The sequence below is a fragment of the Prevotella sp. genome (genome assembly GCF_051059605.1).
In the GTDB taxonomy this organism is placed as follows: Bacteria; Bacteroidota; Bacteroidia; order Bacteroidales; family Bacteroidaceae; genus Prevotella.
In genome coordinates this window covers 1,706,964-1,726,154 of sequence record NZ_CP050883.1, presented here as the reverse complement: position 1 = coordinate 1,726,154, position 19,191 = coordinate 1,706,964, and the positions used below count along the sequence as shown (strand labels likewise).

Sequence of the window (19,191 nt, the reverse complement as noted above, 5' to 3'; positions counted from 1 at the left end):
GCCATCCCTTAATTTTTATCTATTATAATCAATATACTTATTTTACAGGAACTTCAAGCAAAGCCTGTTTAAGTAGGTTCCAGAATGGAGCGATAGTAGAAACTTGGCAACGCTCACTTGTTGTGTGAGGACTGCGAAGAGTTGGTCCCATGCTCACTACATCCATATTAGGATACTTTCCAAGAATTACTGAACATTCAAGACCTGCATGATCTACTTGTACAATAGAATCTTCACCAATTTGTTCCTTATATATCTTCTTAAGAAGATTAAGAATTTCACTGTTTGGATTTGGATCCCAACCACCATAGCTTCCGCCTGTTTCAACCTTCATACCTGCCATATTGAAACAGCTTTCAAGAGTCTTTGTGATATAATCTTTCATGTCTTCACGAGAAGAACGTGCAAGAATCTGTATGTCAGCTTCTCCGTTACCGATGTTTATAATAGCAAGGTTACTTGATGTTTCAACAACGTCTGGATAAACTGGTATCATGCGCATTACACCATTATGGCATGCATAAATGGCATCAATAAGGTTATCCTGAATTTCAATAGGTACTTCTGTTGCAGGAGCCTTTACTTCCTCTGCAAAGAATTCTATATTATTCTCAATAGTCTTAAATTCGTCGTTTAAGTCTTCTTTCCACTCAGCAACAAGGTCTTTTACGGCATCGATATTCTCCTTTGGCATGGTGAGAACAACCTCAGCCTGGAATGGAATAGCATTGCGCATGTTTCCACCGTTCCATGAAGCAAGGCGTGCATCACATTCCTCAATGGCTTCACGTACAAAGCGAACCATTAGTTTGTTGGCATTTCCACGTCCTTCGTGAATTTCAAGACCAGAATGTCCACCTTTAAGTCCTTTTAAAGTTACCTTTAATGCAGAGTCTTCCTTATCGGTTTCTACTTCCTTATATTTTAATGTTGCAGTAACGTCAATACCACCTGCACTACCTATAACAAATTTGCCCCAAGTCTCTGAGTCAAGATTCATCAAGATATCTGCATTGAGTTCACCTTCTGGTAAATCGTTTGCGCCATACATACCAGTCTCCTCATCGGCAGTAATAAGGCCCTCGACAGGTCCGTGCTGAAGATCTTTTGCCTCCATTACAGCCATGATAGCAGCAACACCTATACCATCGTCAGCACCAAGAGTAGTACCTTTTGCACGTACCCAACCCTCTTCGTCAACGTAAGCCTCAATAGGATCAGTTTCAAAGTTATGCTTGCTTTCTGGAGCTTTCTGTGGAACCATATCCATGTGAGCCTGAAGCACAACAGTCTTACGATTTTCCATACCTGATGTGGCTGGCTTGCGCATTATGATGTTGTTTCCCTTATCCTTAAATGCCTCAACGCCTACACTCTGTGCAAAGTCGAGTAAGAATTTCTGAACTTTTTCCAAATGTCCTGATGGACGTGGAATTTGAGTAAGTGCATGGAAGTTGCGCCAAATGCACTCAGGATTTAATTTTGCGATTTCACTCATAATGTTAATATCTTAAATGGTTATTAATCTTTTACTATTATCTTTCTTCTTTTGGTAAATGCCAGGGCAAGCCATGCATATAGTCCGAGCAATACAACTAACAGAGTCTGTACGCTGTGTACGATAAGTACGAAATATAATGCGTCTGTTTCTGCCACGCCATATAATATAAGCATCGTTTTAACAGCAAAATGCCATGGTCCGGCTCCGTTTGGAGTTGGAACGATAACGGCGATGCTTCCAACTATAAAAGTTACAAGTGCACACGACATACCAAGATTTGATGTTGACGTGAAACAAAAGAAAGTGAGGTAGTAATGCAGAAAATAGCTTCCCCATATAGCTAGTGTGTAGAATATAAATAGGGGAACATTTCGTACATCCTTTAATGATATGACGCCTTGCCATATACCATGCAGAGTTCCTCTCACTTTATCAATAATGCTAAGTCTCTTAAATAGATAGTATAACAGAATTATTACAGCTATTCCGCAGATTGCAGTAACAATCCATCCTGTGAATGAGAAACTGCGAAGAATTGAATGGATGCTTGTTCCGGTCTCATCAAAAAAAAGGTTGAACACCTTGAACTGATAAAGAAATGTAAACAGGGCAATAAGCAATACAAGAATAGAATCTATAGCACGTTCTGAAACAACTGTTCCTATAGCTTTGGGAAAAGAAACGTTGTCGTAGTGTTTTAATACTCCGCAACGGGCGAATTCTCCTATTCGTGGTATTACAAGGCTTACGGCATACGATAGAAATATAGAATGCACTGCTGTTGAAGCACGTGGATTTTCTCCTACAGGTTGTAGTGTCTGTTTCCAGCGCCATCCACGAAAAGCTTGTGCCAGTATACCAAAAGGAAACGACAATAGCATCCACATCCAGTTCATTTCTTTGAAAAGGATTTTGCTAACGCTATGGAAATCAAAGTCTCGATACATCCAATACAATATCGCTCCGCCCAGGATGAGTGGTAGGATAATTTTGAATATTTTGCCTGCTAGTTTTTTCACTTTCTGTATTTTAAGATGTATCACACCATATCGGGCATGTATCTTTTATCTTGCAAAGATAATGCAAACGAGTGGAAAAGCAAAATAAAACTTGTTTTAATTTTGTTTTCCCGAGTGCAGCTTATCTTCACCGCAGGTAGAGTAATGCAAACGAGTGGAAAAGCAAAATAAAACTTGTTTTAATTTTGTTTTCCCGAGTGCAGCTTATCTTCACCGTAGGTAGAGTAATGCAAACGAGTGGAAAAGCAAAATAAAACTTGTTTTAATTTTGTTTTTCCGAGTGCAACCGCTTTTACAACAAAAATGCATTTTGTTACTATCGTATTATTCTGAATGTAGGATAGACTATATTTATATTGTTCCCTAACATTATTTTGTAGCATTATTCGTTTCTTTCAAGAAATTACATTAAATTTGCAAACCGTTTGCTATATATGTCTGAAATAGGGTCAGGCGTTTCTACCGGTTACCGCAATAGCCGTCTATGGCATTTGATAGTAGAAACGAATAATAAATAAAATATGAATTCTTTTAAAGAGTACACAGTGCAATATCCGCTACTGGTGAAACTTGGTGTGCCAATAATTATTGGACAGTTAGGGACGATAGTATTGGGATTTTCTGACACATTGATGATAGGGCATCACTCTATTCAGGAATTGGCGGCAGCAAGTTTTGTCACCAATATGTTTACACTTGCATTGCTTTTTGGACTAGGCTTTTCTTATGGACTGACTCCGATTATAGGAAAACTGCATGGCCAGGAGCAGAAATTCAGCATAGGTAAAGCTCTTAAAAATGGACTTGCTTCTGGTTGTGTACTGACAATATTCCTTATATTGCTGATGGGATTACTATATCTTAATCTGTCAAATCTTGGACAGCCGGAAGAACTGTTGCCAATAATGCGACCCTTTTTTCTGGTGAATTTGGTATCGATACCGTTTGTTATCGGGTTTAATACTTTCAAACAATTCTTTGATGGAACATCAGATGTAAAGACACCAATGTTTGTGATGATATTTGGAAACGTACAGAACATCATTGGTAATTACATTCTTATTTATGGTAAGTTTGGTATGCCAGAATGTGGATTGTTAGGTGCAGGAATTTCTACTATGTTCGCACGATTTATGATGTGTGTCATATTGGTATTAATATTCTTTACTCGAAAGAAATTTGCAGAATATCGCAAAGGCTTTTTTTGTGGGAAAGTAAACATGAAAGATTTTAAGTATCAGAATAAGCAAGGATGGCCTCTGGCTTTGCAGATGGGTATGGAGACAGCAGCTTTCAGTCTTTCAAGTGTTATGGTTGGTTGGATAGGTACAACAGCTTTGGCTGCACATCAGGTTATGCTTACAATCAGTCAGTTAGGATATATGCTTTATTATGGAATGGCTGCCGCTGTAGCAATACGAGTAAGTAACTATCATGGGCAGAAGAATTATGAAGAAGCAAACAATACCGCCAATGCTGGTTTCCAACTTATATCAATGATGGCTGTTGTGGTAAGTGTTCCCATATTGCTAATGAAAAATTCAATAGGATTATTATTCACAGATTCACAGCAAGTAGTACAGATGGTTTCTCTTACAATAATTCCATTTGTAATTTATCAGTTTGGTGATGGTATGCAGTCAAACTTCGCAAATGCTCTTCGTGGACTATCCAATGTGAAGCCATTGATGTTTGTTGCTTTCCTTTCTTACTTTGTCATTACGTTGCCATTAGGTTATTTATTGGGTATATATCTTAAAGGAGGAATCATTGGGATATGGAGTGCGTTCCCATTTGGGCTCACTATAGCAGGAATACTTTATAGGGTATACTTTAAAAGGACTCTAAAAAGGGAAGCAAGTTTGATGTAAATCAATAAAAACGCCCTAAAATATGTTTTATAGCATAATTGTTTGCGCACACACAGAAATGTTGCTATCTTTGCATCGATAAAAAGATAAAGATATAAGGATAACAAAATTAAGAAAGGAAAAATGATTATGGTAACATTAATGGTATTTGCAGTAGTTGCAGTAATGATTGCACAGGCAATTAACTTAGGCGGCAAACTTAGCTAAAAAGCTGAGTCCGCTTTTTACGGAAAAACAAATTATTAAATAAAATATACAGAATGGCATGTCAAGACAATAGTCTGACATGCCATTTTTGCATTCTAGTGATTAATGATTTGGGAAATTTATTTAGAATTAGATTTATATTTTATCTTTACATCAAGAGATTTCTGAATCATATTGATAATCGTGTTTAGATTGTCGGCTCTGAAATCAGCAGTAAGATTGACATTATACTTATCACTAACAAAAGATACCTTGTAATAATCCGAGAGATCGGCAAGAACTTCACGCAGTGGAGTATCTCTGAACTGGAACTTATGTGTTGCCCATGAAGTGCTGTTTGCAGATTTTGTCGCAATTCTTTCTGGATGTATTGCACTCTTTTTCAATATAGCTTTGCAACCTTGATTTAAAACGAGAGCATGACTGATATCTGCTGTTGATGCAAAACTTACTGCACCTTGATCTACATACACTGTAGTTGAGTTAGTAGTTTCGTCAATCTCAAGTTTTGTACCAATATCGTTTATCCTGTAGGAGTCATCGCTAATGGTGAATGGTTTATTTGGATTATGATATATGTCAAGATACACTTTTCCTGTGATCTCAATATCTCTGCAATTCCTATCTTTATATGATAACGATGATTGAGGAGAGAGTGTCACTTTTGTGCCGTCAGCAAGAGTATAGGTTGTTGTCGAAGTAGAGGCATATAGAGTTGTCGTTTGATTTAGATAATTGTATATGCCTACAAATGACAACAAAAGCAATAAGGAGGCCGCAGCTGTCCACCACAGTTTATAACTTCGCTTATTTAAGCCGATACGTTTAATAAATCGATGGTAAGCTGCGTTACTGTCTAGTTTGCTATACTGATAATGCTTAATAACAAATTCCAGATTTTTATCTTCTTGCTTTTTCATAAATGTAATCTTTTATTTTTTAACCCAATCTGTCTGAGAAGTAATCCATGCACCAAACAATCCTAGTCCAGATGATACATTTGATACTGTTGGACTAATCTGTGACAATCCGTATTGGGCCATATCGTTGTTTCGGATCTCATTCAGTGATTTCAGAAAATGATAATACTGAGGTGTCAAGCGTATTAGTTGCACCTGATATGCTTTGTCAAAATCATAATATTTATATCCTGTACCGGTTGATACTCCGTATGAAGCATTACTTGGAATATTAAGATGTAGTGTGTATGTTTTGCCATTTATGGGGGAATCATCGAAGATATACATATTTTGATAAAAATTATTAGAGAATCCGAAACCATCATCCATTTCAGATGTCGGCGAAAGAAGTTCTTCGCTGCTTGTGTTTATCTCAGCCACACTATATACCGAATCATTATATACTAATGATACCGTGTCTGACTGATCTGTGTGTTGGTATTGTTTATAAGTGGCAAGATTTGAAAGATAGTATATTCCATTTTTATTAGATACCTTAACGTAACCACTATAGTTTTTTACCATTACTCTCACAGCATAGTAGTCGTGAGTGTTGGGATTATCTGTAAATGTGGCTGTTACTTGATCGAATTGCTGTGTGTACTCAGAATCTTGGTCATACAAAGTAATATTTTTTTCTGTCGGCTTACAGATGTTTACGGATTCCGGAATAGTTGTTGTTGCTGAAACAGGAGGTAATCCATCAGCTTTCACATAAAAAGCAATGTCATCTCCTTTTTTTTGTAATCCTGTTATCTTGTAGAAGCCTTTTCCTATAGATTCAATCTTGCTTGTTTTACCGTTAACAGTGTAATTGATTTCTGCATTATTGATGGCTGTTTCGTCAATAATGTTAGAATAGCTTTTTATAGGAACACTCCTTGCTATCTGCATATATGTAGTGTCTGATTCCGTAGGAAAACAATAAACCACAATCTTTTCACTGTTGTTGATAGAATCAAGACTAATTTCATCTTTGCATGAAACAAGTGTAAATAGCAGTATTATGAAGTATATTATTTTTTCCATTGTCTTTAAAATTTAATAGTATAACTGAATGATGGTATCACTGGTACGTAGGCATGATTCTTAATATAAAAATGTCCATCTTGCTTTTGTTTCACTTCTGCAAACATAGAGTTGAGATGACAATAAGCATTATAAAAACTGATGTTGAATATGCGTTCGTGATTATGTTTTGTTACATGGTGGAAGTCAAATCCAATATCTAGTCTGTGATAGTTTGGCAACTTAAAGTTGTTAGGCTTCTCGTAGATGAAATCTGATGTTGAATTTTCTGAAGGTTTTCCTTCTGGTACATTCGGCATCGGCACATACTGTGTTGGAATTGTAATATGATTACCTGAATGGAAAGTCCAGTCGGCAAATGCAGATATAGAGTGGGTGATTTGCCAGTGTGCTGATACATCAATCTTATGGCGGTTATCGAACTTGTCGAAATACCATTCTGGATAGAAGTCAGCATATTTCCGTTGATTCCATGAAAGAGTATAGGAGCCTCTAAGTTGAAGATTGCCGCTTTTATATGATGCATCAAGTTCCATACCGTAGAATCTGCCTTTGCCGTCCATCATCATTTTGTCCCATTTTTCAGCCGGAGGTTCTATCCCTGACCAACTAGCATATTGAAGCAAATGGTTGCTGTGTTTGTAATAGCCTTCAAGTGAAATTAACCAGCGTGTATCTGGTTGAAAGTATGCTCCAGCCGTTAACTGCCAAGAATTCATTGGATGCAAAATCTCTGTTGTTGGAACCCAGTAGTCTGTAGGAAGTTCCAGAAAGGAGTTTGATATCTTATGCACATACTGTGTCATAGAAGTATAAGAAGCCTTGAAAGATAAATTGTCATAAGGTTGATACTTCATCGCAAAACGTGGATTTAAATTGGTGAAAGTTTTACCATGAATAGAAAATAGCGATGCGTTCACACCAGCATTTATACTCCAATGACTATTTAGAATCATTTCATCTTCTGCATATATGCTACACTCACGTGCTGGATAGTGGTTTTTACTCGACATCGATGTTGTATCGTTACCAGTCGAATTATTATAACTATTTATTAAATTTCTTGTCTGCGGATTGAAGAAATGCCATGTGAAGTCATTTCCGAAACGTATGTGATGATGTGGAGATGGTCGATAGTCAAATGACATTCGATACCCATAGTCGCGTATCGACGATTTATATTCATGTTCATAATGGTTTTCGTTTATAACGTTTGATCCATTGTCATACGAATTATCTTCTTGTGATTTGTATCTAGATATATTATAAGTGTATACAGCATTGAAATTGGCAAATAATTTTGGTGAGAACTGATGTTCAAAAAGAAGAGCCATGTTGAAGTTGCCCCAGTTGAAATCATTCTTCGTCAAATCTTTGTCATTATACGATGTACTGTAACTATCATTATATTCATCTTTTGTGCTCATTTTATCTTCACCCGAATAAACACTTAATGACATGCGATTACGATTGTCAAAGATGTTTGTTATCTTGGCATTTAAGTCATGAAAAAAATAACATAGATTGAGCTTGTCATCAGAACTGCTCGACTTATTGTATAAAGCAAAAGCTGGACGTGATAGAAGATCTATCCAACTGCGTCGCAATCCAAAGTTAAAGGAAGTCTTCCCCTTGCGTATAGGACCTTCAAATTGTAAACTTCCGTCTAGAAGCCCCAGTCTGTAACTACCGTGATAGTGGTTTAAATCACCGTCATCGGTTCTTACGTCAACCACCGAAGATAGCCTGCCTCCGTATCTTGCAGGGAAACCGCCTTTGTAAAAATCTATATTCTTTACAACATCTGCATTAAAGGCAGAAAATAGTCCTAGTGCATGATTTACTTGGTAGAGTGGTGAACCATCTATAAGGAATAAGTTCTCATCATTATTGCCTCCATGAACATATAGTCCGCTAGTAAGTTCCACTCCTGAAGCAACACCACTTGAACGCTGTAATGTCTTTATAATATCTGGGCTGCTGAGAAGTGCATAACCAGTCTTGATATCCTGTTTGCCGAAAGAATGTTTACCGGTTTGTGTCGTCATTAGTGGTGAGTTTAAATCAGCTGTGATTACAATCTCCTTAATGTTTGCATTCTCTTTGAGTGTGAAATTCAGATGTACGTTTGATTTTAAAATCACTTTTTCCTGCTTGTCATCAAATCCAATGTATCCGCATCTTATATTATGTGTGCCTTCTGGCAGGGTTATGGAAAAAAATCCAGATGAATTTGTCATAGTCGCTAGTCCGGTATTCATATCTTGAATCGTAGCATTGATAAGTCTCTCGCCATTCACATCTTCTGCAAATCCGCTAAGCGTATAATTGTGTTTTATGTCGTTTTGTTCTTTGCGATGTGGTGTGTGAATGGAAGGCTTAACTTCAGTCTTTTGCTTTAGCATTATGTAGTCCCCAATAATAGAAAAGTCTATTTCGCTGTTTGCAAAAAGTGATTGAAGGGTTTGTTGAATAGTCATGTTTTGTAATGATTTTCCTTTATACGGTTTGTCCAAAGGAAGGGAAGAATCATACACAAAATTTATTTTTCTTTCATTTCTCAACCATTCTATCTGTTGCCTCATGGTCTTTGTCTTAGCTGTTGTTACCAAAGACACAAAAAGCAAGAAGAATAGCAACACGCATTTACGTAATTTCATTTTCTTTTAATCTTTTGTTTTTTTATTTATCTATAGGTATGACGCAAAAACATGAATTATCCCCCATTGTAAAAACAAAAGGTTTTTATTAGAATATAGTAAACATAACAAATAATATTTCATCACGACTGCCATGAAGACGTTTTAGAGCCTTACTTATCTGGTGCTCTACAGTCTTTTCTGAAATGCATAACTCTTCGGCAATTTCACGGTATTTCATGCCGTCACGTTTGCTCATAAGAAAAATTTTTCTGCATTTATCTGGCAACTCATCTATTGCTGTCCACAACCTTGCTTCTTTTTCAGATCGTAATTTAGCTTCATCATCACTGATTATGTTCTCTAAATCAGATGGCTCTATGTCTGTAACAAAAGTCGATTTACGTAAAAAGTCAATACATGCATTGCGCACGGTAGCATACAGATATGCTTCTTGGTTTCTAGGTTCGTGTTCCCATAATTTTACGAAACAGTCTTCCACAATATCTTCTGCGCTATTTAGATCATCACCCAAATAGTGTAAAGCATAAAGGCATAATGGTCTATATAATTTTTTAAATAAGGTTTCGATGTTCATGTTATGCTATTAATTGAACTGAAAAAGATAAGTGTTATTTATGCTCATCTTTTCGTTGTAATGTATATTTGCATTATACTGTAGCACAATATACATTTTATTCATCAATGTTAACGATCTCTTCGGCTATGTGCTTGTGATATATTTACATGGTTACTTTTATCATTAGTAAGCTGTTTTATGGTTTGGGCATTCCAACTTTCTAATGCAAGCCTATCAATAGTTTTATCGCATTTTTTATTGCTGTGTTTATAGACAGAACCTATTACTGCAACCAAATATGCGAATAGTTTAAAATACATAATAATCTAAGTTTTGTGCAAATGTAAAGAAATAATTGCTAATAATGAATGTGTTAGTGGCTTTTTTGGACTTTTTTATATATATCATTACACTGATAAATAAAAAATAACAATTTCTTATACCTTTATGACTTTTATTCATAGATTTATAATAAGTATTCAAGATGGTTTATCTCACGATCATTTAAGTTTCTATCTTGGTCGTTGTAATTTGGATTGTGTGCCCATTTTGTTTTGCTGCTTTATATATAGTCAACCTGTTCTATTTCAAAAGAACACTATATTGTAATGAATGTTTGATGCAAATCAATAAAAGTGCCCAAAAATATGTTTTATAGCATATTTATTAGGGCAACGCACCAGAAAGTAGTACCTTTGCAGTAGTAAAAAGATATAAGGATAACAAAATTAAGAAAGGAAAAATGATTATGGTAACATTAATGGTATTTGCAGTAGTTGCAGTAATGATTGCACAGGCAATTAACTTAAACGGCAAACTTAGCTAAAAAGCTGAGTCCGCTTATTTAAGAAAGACAAATTATTAAATTAAATATACTGAATGGCATGTCAAGGCAAAAAGTCTGACATGCCATTTTTTTATGTTTTTATTTTGTTGTTCCTATAAGATTAATTAAATTTGTAGCGTGATATTGATTGTTGTAATATAAATAAGTTTTTCCAATCAATGCCTTTCACATATAAACATATATAATGAAGTTAGTAAAACCAAAGAAAAATTTAGGTCAGCATTTTCTCACTGATTTAGGAATAGCTCGCAGAATAGCCGATACTGTTGATGCCTATCCAGATATTCCTGTACTTGAAATAGGACCAGGAATGGGAGTCTTAACTCAATATCTGGTTACAAAAAACAGAGACGTTAAAGCTGTGGAGATTGATTCTGAATCTGTTGCATTTTTGAATGAGAACTATCCTAAGTTGCGTGATAATATAATAGGCGATGATTTCCTTCGTATGGATCTAAATGAGATTTTTGCAGGTAAGCAGTTTGTGCTTACTGGAAATTATCCTTATGATATTTCTTCCCAGATATTTTTTAAGATGCTTGATTACAAGGAACTCATCCCATGCTGTACTGGTATGATTCAGCGTGAAGTTGCGCTTCGAATTGCATCAGCTCCAGGATGTAAAGCCTATGGAATTCTGTCTATATTGATACAAGCATGGTATGATGTAGAATATCTGTTTACTGTTGACGAGAATGTCTTCAACCCACCACCAAAGGTTAAAAGTGCCGTAATAAGAATGACTCGTAACAACGTAACCGACCTTGGTTGCGATGAAAAACTTTTTAAGCGTCTTGTGAAAACAGTATTCAATCAGCGTAGAAAAATGTTGAGAGGGAGCATAAAACAGATGTTCTCAAATGAACACATGCCAAGTCCTGATTTCTTTACAATGGACATAATGACTAAACGCCCTGAACAGTTGTCTGTTAAGCAGTTTATAGATTTAACAAATATCGTAGAAAAAGTATTGCAATAAATATATGGCAATGATTGATAAGAAAGATAAATATGAAACACTTTGTGCACAGATAAAAAGTCTAGTGGAAGGAGAAAAAAACGTTGTAGGCGTATTGTCTAATGTCTCATCCATTATGCACGAAACATTTCCTGAAAGCTATTTCTGGGTAGGATTTTATCTTGTTAGTGGAGACGAATTGATACTAGGACCTTTTCAGGGAAGCGTAGCATGCTATCGAATAAAGAGAGGTCGCGGCGTATGTGGCAATGCTTGGGAAGAAAACTCAACATTGATAGTTGATGATGTTGAGGCTTTTCCTGATCATATAGCGTGTTCTTCATTGTCTCGTTCTGAAATAGTGGTTCCTATTCATCGTTCAAATGGTGATGTGTATGGAGTTATTGATATCGATAGCACAGAACTTTCTGCATTTGATGCGACAGACAGACTGTATATTGAAAAGATTGCAAATATTTTATCTAAAGAGTTGCAGTTTTAAAAATTAATATCTAATTTTGTAGAATAGAAAATTAAATAATCATATAATTATGTTAGACGTTAAAGCAACATTAAGCGACGCCGAAGAGCGCATGGAGATGGCAGCAATGTATCTTGCCGACGAATTGACACACATTCGTGCCGGTCGTGCTAATACAGCCATTCTTGATGGCGTGAAAGTTGAATCTTATGGAAGTAAGGTCCCTCTTAATCAAGTCGCAACCGTAACTACACCAGATGCAAGATCTATTGCCATACGTCCATGGGATAAAAAGGCAATTAAAGATATTGAAAAGGCTATTATGGACAGTGATGTTGGTATTACTCCAGAAAATAATGGTGAGATTATCCGCCTTGGTATCCCACAACCAACTGAGGAACGCCGCAAGGAACTTGTAAAGCAGTGCAACAAAATTGGTGAGAAGACTAAGATTGAAGTACGTAATGTCCGTGGAGAGGTTAAGGAAAAACTTAAGAAGGCTATTAAAGATGGCTTGTCTGAAGATAGCGAGAAAGATGCAGAAGCTGATCTCCAAAAGGCACACGACAAATATATTAAGAGAATTGATGACCTGCTGACTGATAAGCAGAAGGAAATCATGACTGTATAATTAGCCTGAATGAAAGGACTAGTTATAAAGAACACCGGTAGCTGGTATTCAGTTAAGACTGATGAAGGAAAGGTTATCGAAAGCAAGATAAAGGGTAATTTCCGATTGAAAGGAATCCGTAGTACAAATCCTGTTGCTGTTGGTGATCTTGTTGAGATTGTCACTAATCAGGAAGGTACAGCTTTTATTACTAAGATTGAAGACCGTCGTAACTACATTATACGTAAGTCTCAGAATCTTAGTAAGCAAAGTCATATTATTGCTGCCAACGTTGATCAGGCTTTCCTAATTGTTACGGTGAATTATCCGCAGACAAGTACTACTTTTATAGATCGTTTCCTTGCTTCTGCTGAAGCTTACAGGGTGCCTGTGATATTGGTGTTCAACAAAATGGACATTCTTTCAGAGGAAGAAAAGCATTATCAGCAGATGATGATAAAGCTATATTCTACAATTGGATATGAATGTGTCGAAACTTCTGCCGTAAATGGTGATGGGATGGATGTGTTGCGTTCAATGCTGAAAGCTAAGATAACACTGTTGAGCGGAAATAGTGGAGTAGGAAAGAGTACGTTGATAAACAGAATTTTACCTGAAGCTAATTTGCGTACATCTGAAATAAGTGATGCCCATAATACAGGTATGCATACCACTACTTTCAGTGAAATGTTGGAATTGCCTGAGGGTGGATATATTATTGATACTCCTGGAATAAAGGGATTTGGTACCTTTGATATGGCTCCCGAAGAACTTACAAGTTATTTCCGTGATATTTTCCACTATTCGAAAAATTGCAAATTCAGCAACTGTAAGCATACTCATGAACCTGGTTGTGCTGTCTTGAAGGCTTTGGAAGATCATTATATTGCTGCAAGCAGATACCAAAGTTATTTAAGTATGTTGAGCGATCAGGATGAAAACAAATATCGTGAGGCTTTCTGATATTTAACGAATATCTTATAAACATATAAAAAAGTGGCTGAAAGATTGTTCTTTCAGCCACTTTTATGTGTTATATTATTCTCCTATTGTTATTGTATATTCGCTCATGAAGCTACATCCAGGGAGAAGTTTGTTCATAAGATACTTATCTTTGAACTCGCCGTCGTATTCAGCCCAGTCATGAATACCATACCAAGGTTCGATACATACGAAATGTGCGTCTTTGCCATACGGGCTCCATATACCAACGGCAGGAGTCTTTATGTCAAGAGTAACTTCAGGCTTACCTTCCTTGTTGATAATACTAATCTTTTTCAGTTGACTGTGATCGAAGATAACAGCGTCATCCTTGAAGTCATCTTGTGTGAACTTATAAAGTCCATCTTCTGTCTTCACCTTGTGATATCCAGGAGTGATACATCCACCTACATTACCGTAAAGTCTGCTAGGTTCTTCCTCGTTAAATTTAAGAGTACCCGCTAATGGTTCTCCTTGTTTCAAGTCAGGAACGTTGAATGCTGGGTGACCACCAATCTGGAAATATATTTCCTTATTGTCGGTATTTTCAACATGCCATACTACTTTAATCGTATTTTCTGTAATCTTGTAGCTTACAGCTAGATTAAAACGATATGGATAGTCCTTCAAAGTTTCAGTACTGTCATTGAGGCAATAAACAAGTTGATTATCCCCTTGTGCTATGAGCTTGAAGTCTGTGTCACGTGCGAAACCGTGGCGTCCAAGTTTGTATTCTTTTCCGTTTACACGATATTTATCTTCCCAAAGTCCGCAAACAATAGGAAATAAAAGAGGTGAATGGCGATCCCAAAATTTAGGATCAGCCTGCCAAAGATATTCCTTACCATTGGCATCCTTGATGCTTTGAAGTTCAGCACCATGTTTAGACACTGTTACAGTGAGTTTGTCATTTTTGATTTGTTCCATGATATGTTCTTTTAAACATTATTGCAAAGGTAACAAAAAAAACAGTATCTTTGCATAAAATTAAAAAAATATGGTAGACTTTGCACATTTTAATTCGACCAGCGAATATCGCCGCGACGACCTTATACGTAATATAGAGCACGCAGTTCAGAAACTTACTCAGGGAGAATTGGAGGCTTTGTATTATGACATGCTGACCAAAGGATTAATAGAGGAATAGTAAAAAAATGTATTCAGGATATGAAAAATGCAAAACTAACTATGTTGGGCACAGGTAATGCTGTGGTGAGTCATATTTACAATACGTGCTTTGTTGTGAGTACAGAAAATACTTCGTTACTTGTTGATGCTGGTGGTGGTAATGGCATCTTGTCGCAGATGGATAAGGCTGGTATATCTTTGTCTGGAATACATGATGTGTTTGTTACTCATGCTCATACAGACCACATGCTTGGTGTTGTGTGGGTAATAAGGATGTTTATCCAAAAGTCTATAAGTGGTGATTGCACTGGTGTTTTAAATGTTTGGAGTCATGAAAAGGTTATAGGGATGCTAAAGTATATAAGTGATAATACTCTTGCTCCAAAACATCTGAAATACATGGGAGAGTGTATCGTATTTCATACTCTTGAAAATCGTGATGAATTTGAAGTCGGTGAGTTTCATCTTATGGCCTTTGATATACTTTCAACAAAGGAAAAACAATTTGGCTTTGTGTGTTGTCTACCTAATGATGAAAAGTTGGTTTGTCTTGGAGACGAGCCTTATAATCCACAAAACAAGGAACTTGTTGAAAATGCTGATTGGATGATGTGTGAGGCTTTTTGCAAATATGCCGATAGAGATGTTTTTCATCCTTATGAAAAGCACCACAGTACGGCAATGGATGCTGCGATGATTGCACAACAGCTAAATGTCAAGAATTTAGTGCTTTATCATACCGAAGAAAAGACTATAGCCACTCGTAAGAGAGATTATACTGTAGAGGCGCAGACTAAATTCACGGGTAATATATTTGTTCCAAATGATTTAGATGAAATAAAGTTGTGATGTTTTTATAGAAAATATTGTCAGTTGCAAACTTATCAGTAACAATTTAAAATAATTATTTGCAATTATTTGCAAATGGTTAAATGTTTATTTATATTTGCAACATAATGACATAAACATATTTTCTATGAAAAAACTATCCGTGCTATTGGGAGCTTTATTTCTTTGTTGCAATTCAACATCGAATATCCTAAAAGCTTCACCTCTTATTAATCAGTTGGTGGTAGGAGCGAAAGCTACAGTGACGATTAAAGGAATTGTTGTCGATGAAAATGGCGAACCTGTAATAGGTGCCAGTGTAACAGAACCTGGAACAACGCGAGGCTCAGTGACAGACGTTAATGGAAATTTTTCGATTAATGTTGGAAACGGAAGCAAGATCCGTATTTCCTTTTTAGGCTATAAAACTGTTACCAAAAATGCTAAAGATGGTATGAGGGTACAGCTAGAAAATGACAATGCCTTGCTAGACGAAGTGGTTGTGGTAGGTTATGGTCAGCAGAAAAAGGTCAACCTTACTGGTGCTGTCTCAAATGTTGATCTTGCAAAGACACTTACTGGTAGACCAGAGCAGGATGTAGCGAGGGCTTTGCAGGGAGCAGTTCCAGGTCTTTCAATTATAAACAGCAGTGGAAACATTGATAGTAATCCAACTATTTCTATTCGTGGACTAGGTACATTATCAAATAGTCAGACTTCTTCTCCTTTGATTATTGTTGACGGAGTTCCTGTCGACGACCTTTCTATGATAAATGGCAATGATATAGCTTCAATCTCAGTTTTGAAAGATGCTGCATCTTCTTCAATATATGGTAGTCGTGCTGCGTTTGGAGTAATCCTTATCACAACCAAACAGGCTAATAAAGGTGATAAGATTTCAATAAAATATGATGGGCATCTGGCTTGGGATAATGCAACTTATCTTCCCGATTATCCTGATGTTCCAACCCAACTTAAATCTGCTATGATGGCTAAGGCGCGTACTGATGGTGGCTCGGTTGAACTCTTTGGTATGTATTTCGACAAATTATTACCCTATGCAGAGAAATGGCAGCAACAGAATAGTGGCAAAAAAGGATATAGTTTGATGCGTCCTTATGAGAGTGATAATAATGTAGGTGATTATTATTTCATGAATGGGCAACCTATGTATTATGCTGATTATGACATAAAGAAAATATGGTATGACAATGCCGCACCTTCGTTGAGTCATGATCTTTCAATTAGTGGTTCAAGCGGCAAAACGGTGTTTTATATTTCTGTTGGATATGACAAGAAGCAGGACCTGATGAAATTTAACCCAGCACAGCGTGAAAGATATAATGCTACTTTGAATTTAAAGACTGATGTTACCGACTGGCTGTCTGTAGGAGCGAGAGTAAATTTCACTCGTCGTCATATAGGTAAGGCAAACTCTTATAACAATATATATCAGTACCTTTGGAGATGGGGCTCATTTTTTATTCCTTCTGGTATAATGCAGGCGTCTGACGGTTCACAATATGATTATCGTATGATAGCTATGCAGAAGCAGGCAACGAGATTATATAATGTGCACGATGTCTTTCGTATGAATGCATTTGCAAAGGCTAATATAACAAAAGACCTCACGCTTAATGCTGATTATACTTACGAGATAGACAATAGTAATTTAAAATCAAGCAACCATAGTGTGTATGGTATGAACTGGTCGGGTGTTGCTCCTGCATATATTGTAGGAACATCAACAACAAATGCGACACGTGATAATACCAAGGCAAATCGTTGGACAGCGAATGCATATATGAACTACAATCACTCTTGGAACGATATGCATAATCTAAATGTAATGGTTGGTGTTAATGGAGAGAATTATTCTTCTGATTATTTCTATGCCAATCGCACTCAACTTTATGATGAAGAATATCCAGAACTATCTCTTGCTTATGGAGATATGACAAAGGCTACCATTAAGTCTTCTACAGGTGATCGTGCTTCAGCTGGCTATTTTGGACGTATAAACTATGATTATAAAGGTATATATCTATTAGAACTTAATGGCAGATATGATGGTTCTTCAAGATTTCCCGAAGGTGACAAGTGGGCATTTTTCCCTTCTGGCTCTTTAGGATATCGCTTTACTGAAGAACCTTATTGGAAGAATCTAAATAAGTATGTCTCTAGCGGTAAGTTACGTATGTCTTATGGTGAGATCGGAAATGAGGCAGTAGGTGATTGGATGTTTATTTCAAGAGTATCGGCTATTACTCCATCAGACATAACTTGGCTCAATGGAAGCAATACAAAAGTTAATCAATTTGATATGCCGGATTGGGTGTCACCAACTCTTACATGGGAACGAATACAGTCTTTCAATTTAGGTCTTGACTTGGGGTTTCTCAATGATGAACTCACTGTTACCGCAGACTGGTTTCAGCGTGTCACTAAAGATATGTTAGCTCCTGGAACAGCTCTCCCTGCAAGTGTAGGAGCAACGGCACCGTATTCAAATGCTGGTCAGCTTCGTTCACGTGGTTGGGAAGTAACTCTTAATTGGCGTAAGCAGATTAATAAGAATTTGGGTCTTTATGCCAATTTCAGTATTGGAGATTCAAAGGTTAAGGTTACAAAATGGAACAATACTTCTAAGATTATAGGTTATACAGGTGGTATTGTTACTGACGCAAATGCTAAGATGTATGCTTATCAAGGCGAGAATTGGGGGGATATATGGGGATTTGAAACAGATCGTTATTTCACAGAAGACGATTTTAATGGAAAAAATTCAGATGGTTCTTGGAAATATAAGTCGGCTGTGGCAAATCAGACAGGCATACAGACTGATAATTTTGTATATGGGCCAGGTGATATAAAGTTTAAGGATTTAAATGGTGATGGTAAAATTGATGGCGGTAAAGGCACTGCCGATGATCATGGCGACCTTAAAGTTATAGGAAACACGCTCCCTCGCTATGAATATAGCTTCCATTTAGGTGGAACATATTGTGGATTTGATATTGATTTATTTTTCCAAGGAGTTGGTAAACGTGACATGTGGACATTGTCTTCTTTGGCATTTCCAGAAATGCGTGCTCCAGATCTTGCAATATATTCAAATCAGACAAGATATAATGTTTATGACCCAGCAAACAATATAGTAAATATCAATCAGGGTAATGATTTCCCTTGTCTGTATGCAGGAAATGAAGCTCCTGGTAATGTTGCAGCACTAGCCCCAATTGGTGGTGAACATAATTACTACCCTCAGACAAGATATCTTGTTAATATGTCATATCTTAGATTGAAAAATATAACAATTGGTTATACTGTCCCTCAGTCAATCCTGAGACACATATTTATCCAGAAGATACGTGTATACGGCAGTGTAAACAATCTTTGTCTTCTTCATAATGGATGTGGAAATCTTCCTATTGATCCAGAAATGAACGATGGACAAGGTACTCTTACCTATGGCACATGGGGGCGCACATATCCAATCACACGTTCTTGGTCTGTAGGTCTTGAGGTTACTTTCTGATTTATATAACTTATA

15 protein-coding genes and 1 riboswitch are annotated in these 19,191 nt (G+C 36.6%); of the genes, 8 read left to right on the top strand and 7 right to left on the bottom strand.

Annotated features, from left to right (window positions below; all coding sequences use genetic code 11):
- Positions 1 to 37 precede the first annotated feature (37 nt).
- Positions 38 to 1,498 carry an aminoacyl-histidine dipeptidase gene (locus tag HEQ28_RS06890; RefSeq protein ID WP_434501540.1) on the bottom strand — a complete coding sequence of 487 codons (1,461 nt, stop codon included), beginning with the start codon at positions 1,496 to 1,498 and terminating at the stop codon, positions 38 to 40.
- Between the two features lie 23 nt (positions 1,499 to 1,521).
- Entirely contained in the window at positions 1,522 to 2,520 is a 999-nt protein-coding gene (locus tag HEQ28_RS06885) for a lysylphosphatidylglycerol synthase transmembrane domain-containing protein (protein ID WP_434501539.1), read from the bottom strand.
- 408 nt (positions 2,521 to 2,928) lie between these two features.
- Positions 2,929 to 3,025: riboswitch (purine riboswitch) on the top strand.
- 16 nt (positions 3,026 to 3,041) lie between these two features.
- Here HEQ28_RS06885 and HEQ28_RS06880 point away from each other — a divergent pair.
- Positions 3,042 to 4,391, top strand: a complete 1,350-nt coding sequence (locus HEQ28_RS06880; protein WP_434501538.1) for an MATE family efflux transporter — start codon at positions 3,042 to 3,044, stop codon at positions 4,389 to 4,391.
- Between the two features lie 326 nt (positions 4,392 to 4,717).
- Here HEQ28_RS06880 and HEQ28_RS06875 read toward each other — a convergent pair whose 3' ends face one another.
- From HEQ28_RS06875 to HEQ28_RS06860, 4 genes are all read right to left on the bottom strand, one after another.
- Positions 4,718 to 5,518 carry a FecR family protein gene (locus HEQ28_RS06875; RefSeq protein WP_434501537.1) on the bottom strand — a complete coding sequence of 267 codons (801 nt, stop codon included), beginning with the start codon at positions 5,516 to 5,518 and terminating at the stop codon, positions 4,718 to 4,720.
- Between the two features lie 12 nt (positions 5,519 to 5,530).
- Positions 5,531 to 6,586 (bottom strand): DUF4249 domain-containing protein, encoded by a 1,056-nt coding sequence (locus tag HEQ28_RS06870; protein WP_434501536.1) that lies wholly within the window; start codon positions 6,584 to 6,586, stop codon positions 5,531 to 5,533.
- Between the two features lie 5 nt (positions 6,587 to 6,591).
- Positions 6,592 to 9,246 (bottom strand): TonB-dependent receptor domain-containing protein, encoded by a 2,655-nt coding sequence (locus tag HEQ28_RS06865; RefSeq protein ID WP_434501535.1) that lies wholly within the window; start codon positions 9,244 to 9,246, stop codon positions 6,592 to 6,594.
- 88 nt (positions 9,247 to 9,334) lie between these two features.
- Positions 9,335 to 9,823, bottom strand: coding sequence for an RNA polymerase sigma-70 factor (locus HEQ28_RS06860; RefSeq protein ID WP_434501534.1), 489 nt, complete (start codon positions 9,821 to 9,823; stop codon positions 9,335 to 9,337).
- Positions 9,824 to 10,836: 1,013 nt separating this feature from the next.
- Between HEQ28_RS06860 and rsmA the strand changes: the two genes are divergently transcribed.
- The 4 genes from rsmA to rsgA are packed head-to-tail and all read left to right on the top strand — an operon-like array spanning position 10,837 to position 13,664.
- Complete coding sequence (gene rsmA, locus HEQ28_RS06855) at positions 10,837 to 11,631, top strand: 16S rRNA (adenine(1518)-N(6)/adenine(1519)-N(6))-dimethyltransferase RsmA (protein WP_434504399.1); 795 nt, start codon at positions 10,837 to 10,839, stop codon at positions 11,629 to 11,631.
- Positions 11,632 to 11,635: 4 nt separating this feature from the next.
- Positions 11,636 to 12,112, top strand: coding sequence for a GAF domain-containing protein (locus HEQ28_RS06850; RefSeq protein ID WP_434504398.1), 477 nt, complete (start codon positions 11,636 to 11,638; stop codon positions 12,110 to 12,112).
- Positions 12,113 to 12,161: 49 nt separating this feature from the next.
- Positions 12,162 to 12,722: a ribosome recycling factor gene (gene frr, locus HEQ28_RS06845; protein WP_434504397.1), complete on the top strand. Its 561-nt coding sequence runs from the start codon at positions 12,162 to 12,164 to the stop codon at positions 12,720 to 12,722.
- A gap of 9 nt (positions 12,723 to 12,731) precedes the next feature.
- Positions 12,732 to 13,664 (top strand): ribosome small subunit-dependent GTPase A, encoded by a 933-nt coding sequence (gene rsgA / locus HEQ28_RS06840; protein ID WP_434504396.1) that lies wholly within the window; start codon positions 12,732 to 12,734, stop codon positions 13,662 to 13,664.
- 75 nt (positions 13,665 to 13,739) lie between these two features.
- On the opposite strand, the gene HEQ28_RS06835 is transcribed toward rsgA, so the two are convergent.
- Entirely contained in the window at positions 13,740 to 14,609 is an 870-nt protein-coding gene (locus tag HEQ28_RS06835; RefSeq protein WP_434504395.1) for an aldose 1-epimerase family protein, read from the bottom strand.
- A 70-nt stretch (positions 14,610 to 14,679) separates the two neighbouring features.
- Between HEQ28_RS06835 and HEQ28_RS06830 the strand changes: the two genes are divergently transcribed.
- The 3 genes from HEQ28_RS06830 to HEQ28_RS06820 all read left to right on the top strand — a co-directional run bounded on the left by HEQ28_RS06830 (position 14,680) and on the right by HEQ28_RS06820 (position 19,176).
- Positions 14,680 to 14,829: a hypothetical protein gene (locus HEQ28_RS06830; protein WP_018462994.1), complete on the top strand. Its 150-nt coding sequence runs from the start codon at positions 14,680 to 14,682 to the stop codon at positions 14,827 to 14,829.
- 20 nt (positions 14,830 to 14,849) lie between these two features.
- Entirely contained in the window at positions 14,850 to 15,659 is an 810-nt protein-coding gene (locus tag HEQ28_RS06825; RefSeq protein WP_434504394.1) for an MBL fold metallo-hydrolase, read from the top strand.
- 127 nt (positions 15,660 to 15,786) lie between these two features.
- Positions 15,787 to 19,176, top strand: a complete 3,390-nt coding sequence (locus HEQ28_RS06820; protein WP_434504393.1) for a SusC/RagA family TonB-linked outer membrane protein — start codon at positions 15,787 to 15,789, stop codon at positions 19,174 to 19,176.
- The last annotated feature ends 15 nt before the right edge of the window (positions 19,177 to 19,191 follow it).

What these genes read in the sequence shown, in the direction of transcription:
- rsmA (WP_434504399.1), top strand. Translation starts at nt 10,837, where the DNA reads ATGAAGTTAGTAAAACCAAAGAAAAATTTAGGTCAGCATTTTCTCACT.
- HEQ28_RS06890 (WP_434501540.1), bottom strand. Translation starts at nt 1,498, where the DNA reads ATGAGTGAAATCGCAAAATTAAATCCTGAGTGCATTTGGCGCAACTTC.
- HEQ28_RS06850 (WP_434504398.1), top strand. Translation starts at nt 11,636, where the DNA reads ATGGCAATGATTGATAAGAAAGATAAATATGAAACACTTTGTGCACAG.
- frr (WP_434504397.1), top strand. Translation starts at nt 12,162, where the DNA reads ATGTTAGACGTTAAAGCAACATTAAGCGACGCCGAAGAGCGCATGGAG.
- HEQ28_RS06880 (WP_434501538.1), top strand. Translation starts at nt 3,042, where the DNA reads ATGAATTCTTTTAAAGAGTACACAGTGCAATATCCGCTACTGGTGAAA.
- HEQ28_RS06860 (WP_434501534.1), bottom strand. Translation starts at nt 9,823, where the DNA reads ATGAACATCGAAACCTTATTTAAAAAATTATATAGACCATTATGCCTT.
- HEQ28_RS06835 (WP_434504395.1), bottom strand. Translation starts at nt 14,609, where the DNA reads ATGGAACAAATCAAAAATGACAAACTCACTGTAACAGTGTCTAAACAT.
- HEQ28_RS06820 (WP_434504393.1), top strand. Translation starts at nt 15,787, where the DNA reads ATGAAAAAACTATCCGTGCTATTGGGAGCTTTATTTCTTTGTTGCAAT.
- rsgA (WP_434504396.1), top strand. Translation starts at nt 12,732, where the DNA reads ATGAAAGGACTAGTTATAAAGAACACCGGTAGCTGGTATTCAGTTAAG.
- HEQ28_RS06830 (WP_018462994.1), top strand. Translation starts at nt 14,680, where the DNA reads ATGGTAGACTTTGCACATTTTAATTCGACCAGCGAATATCGCCGCGAC.
- HEQ28_RS06865 (WP_434501535.1), bottom strand. Translation starts at nt 9,246, where the DNA reads ATGAAATTACGTAAATGCGTGTTGCTATTCTTCTTGCTTTTTGTGTCT.
- HEQ28_RS06875 (WP_434501537.1), bottom strand. Translation starts at nt 5,518, where the DNA reads ATGAAAAAGCAAGAAGATAAAAATCTGGAATTTGTTATTAAGCATTAT.
- HEQ28_RS06825 (WP_434504394.1), top strand. Translation starts at nt 14,850, where the DNA reads ATGAAAAATGCAAAACTAACTATGTTGGGCACAGGTAATGCTGTGGTG.
- HEQ28_RS06870 (WP_434501536.1), bottom strand. Translation starts at nt 6,586, where the DNA reads ATGGAAAAAATAATATACTTCATAATACTGCTATTTACACTTGTTTCA.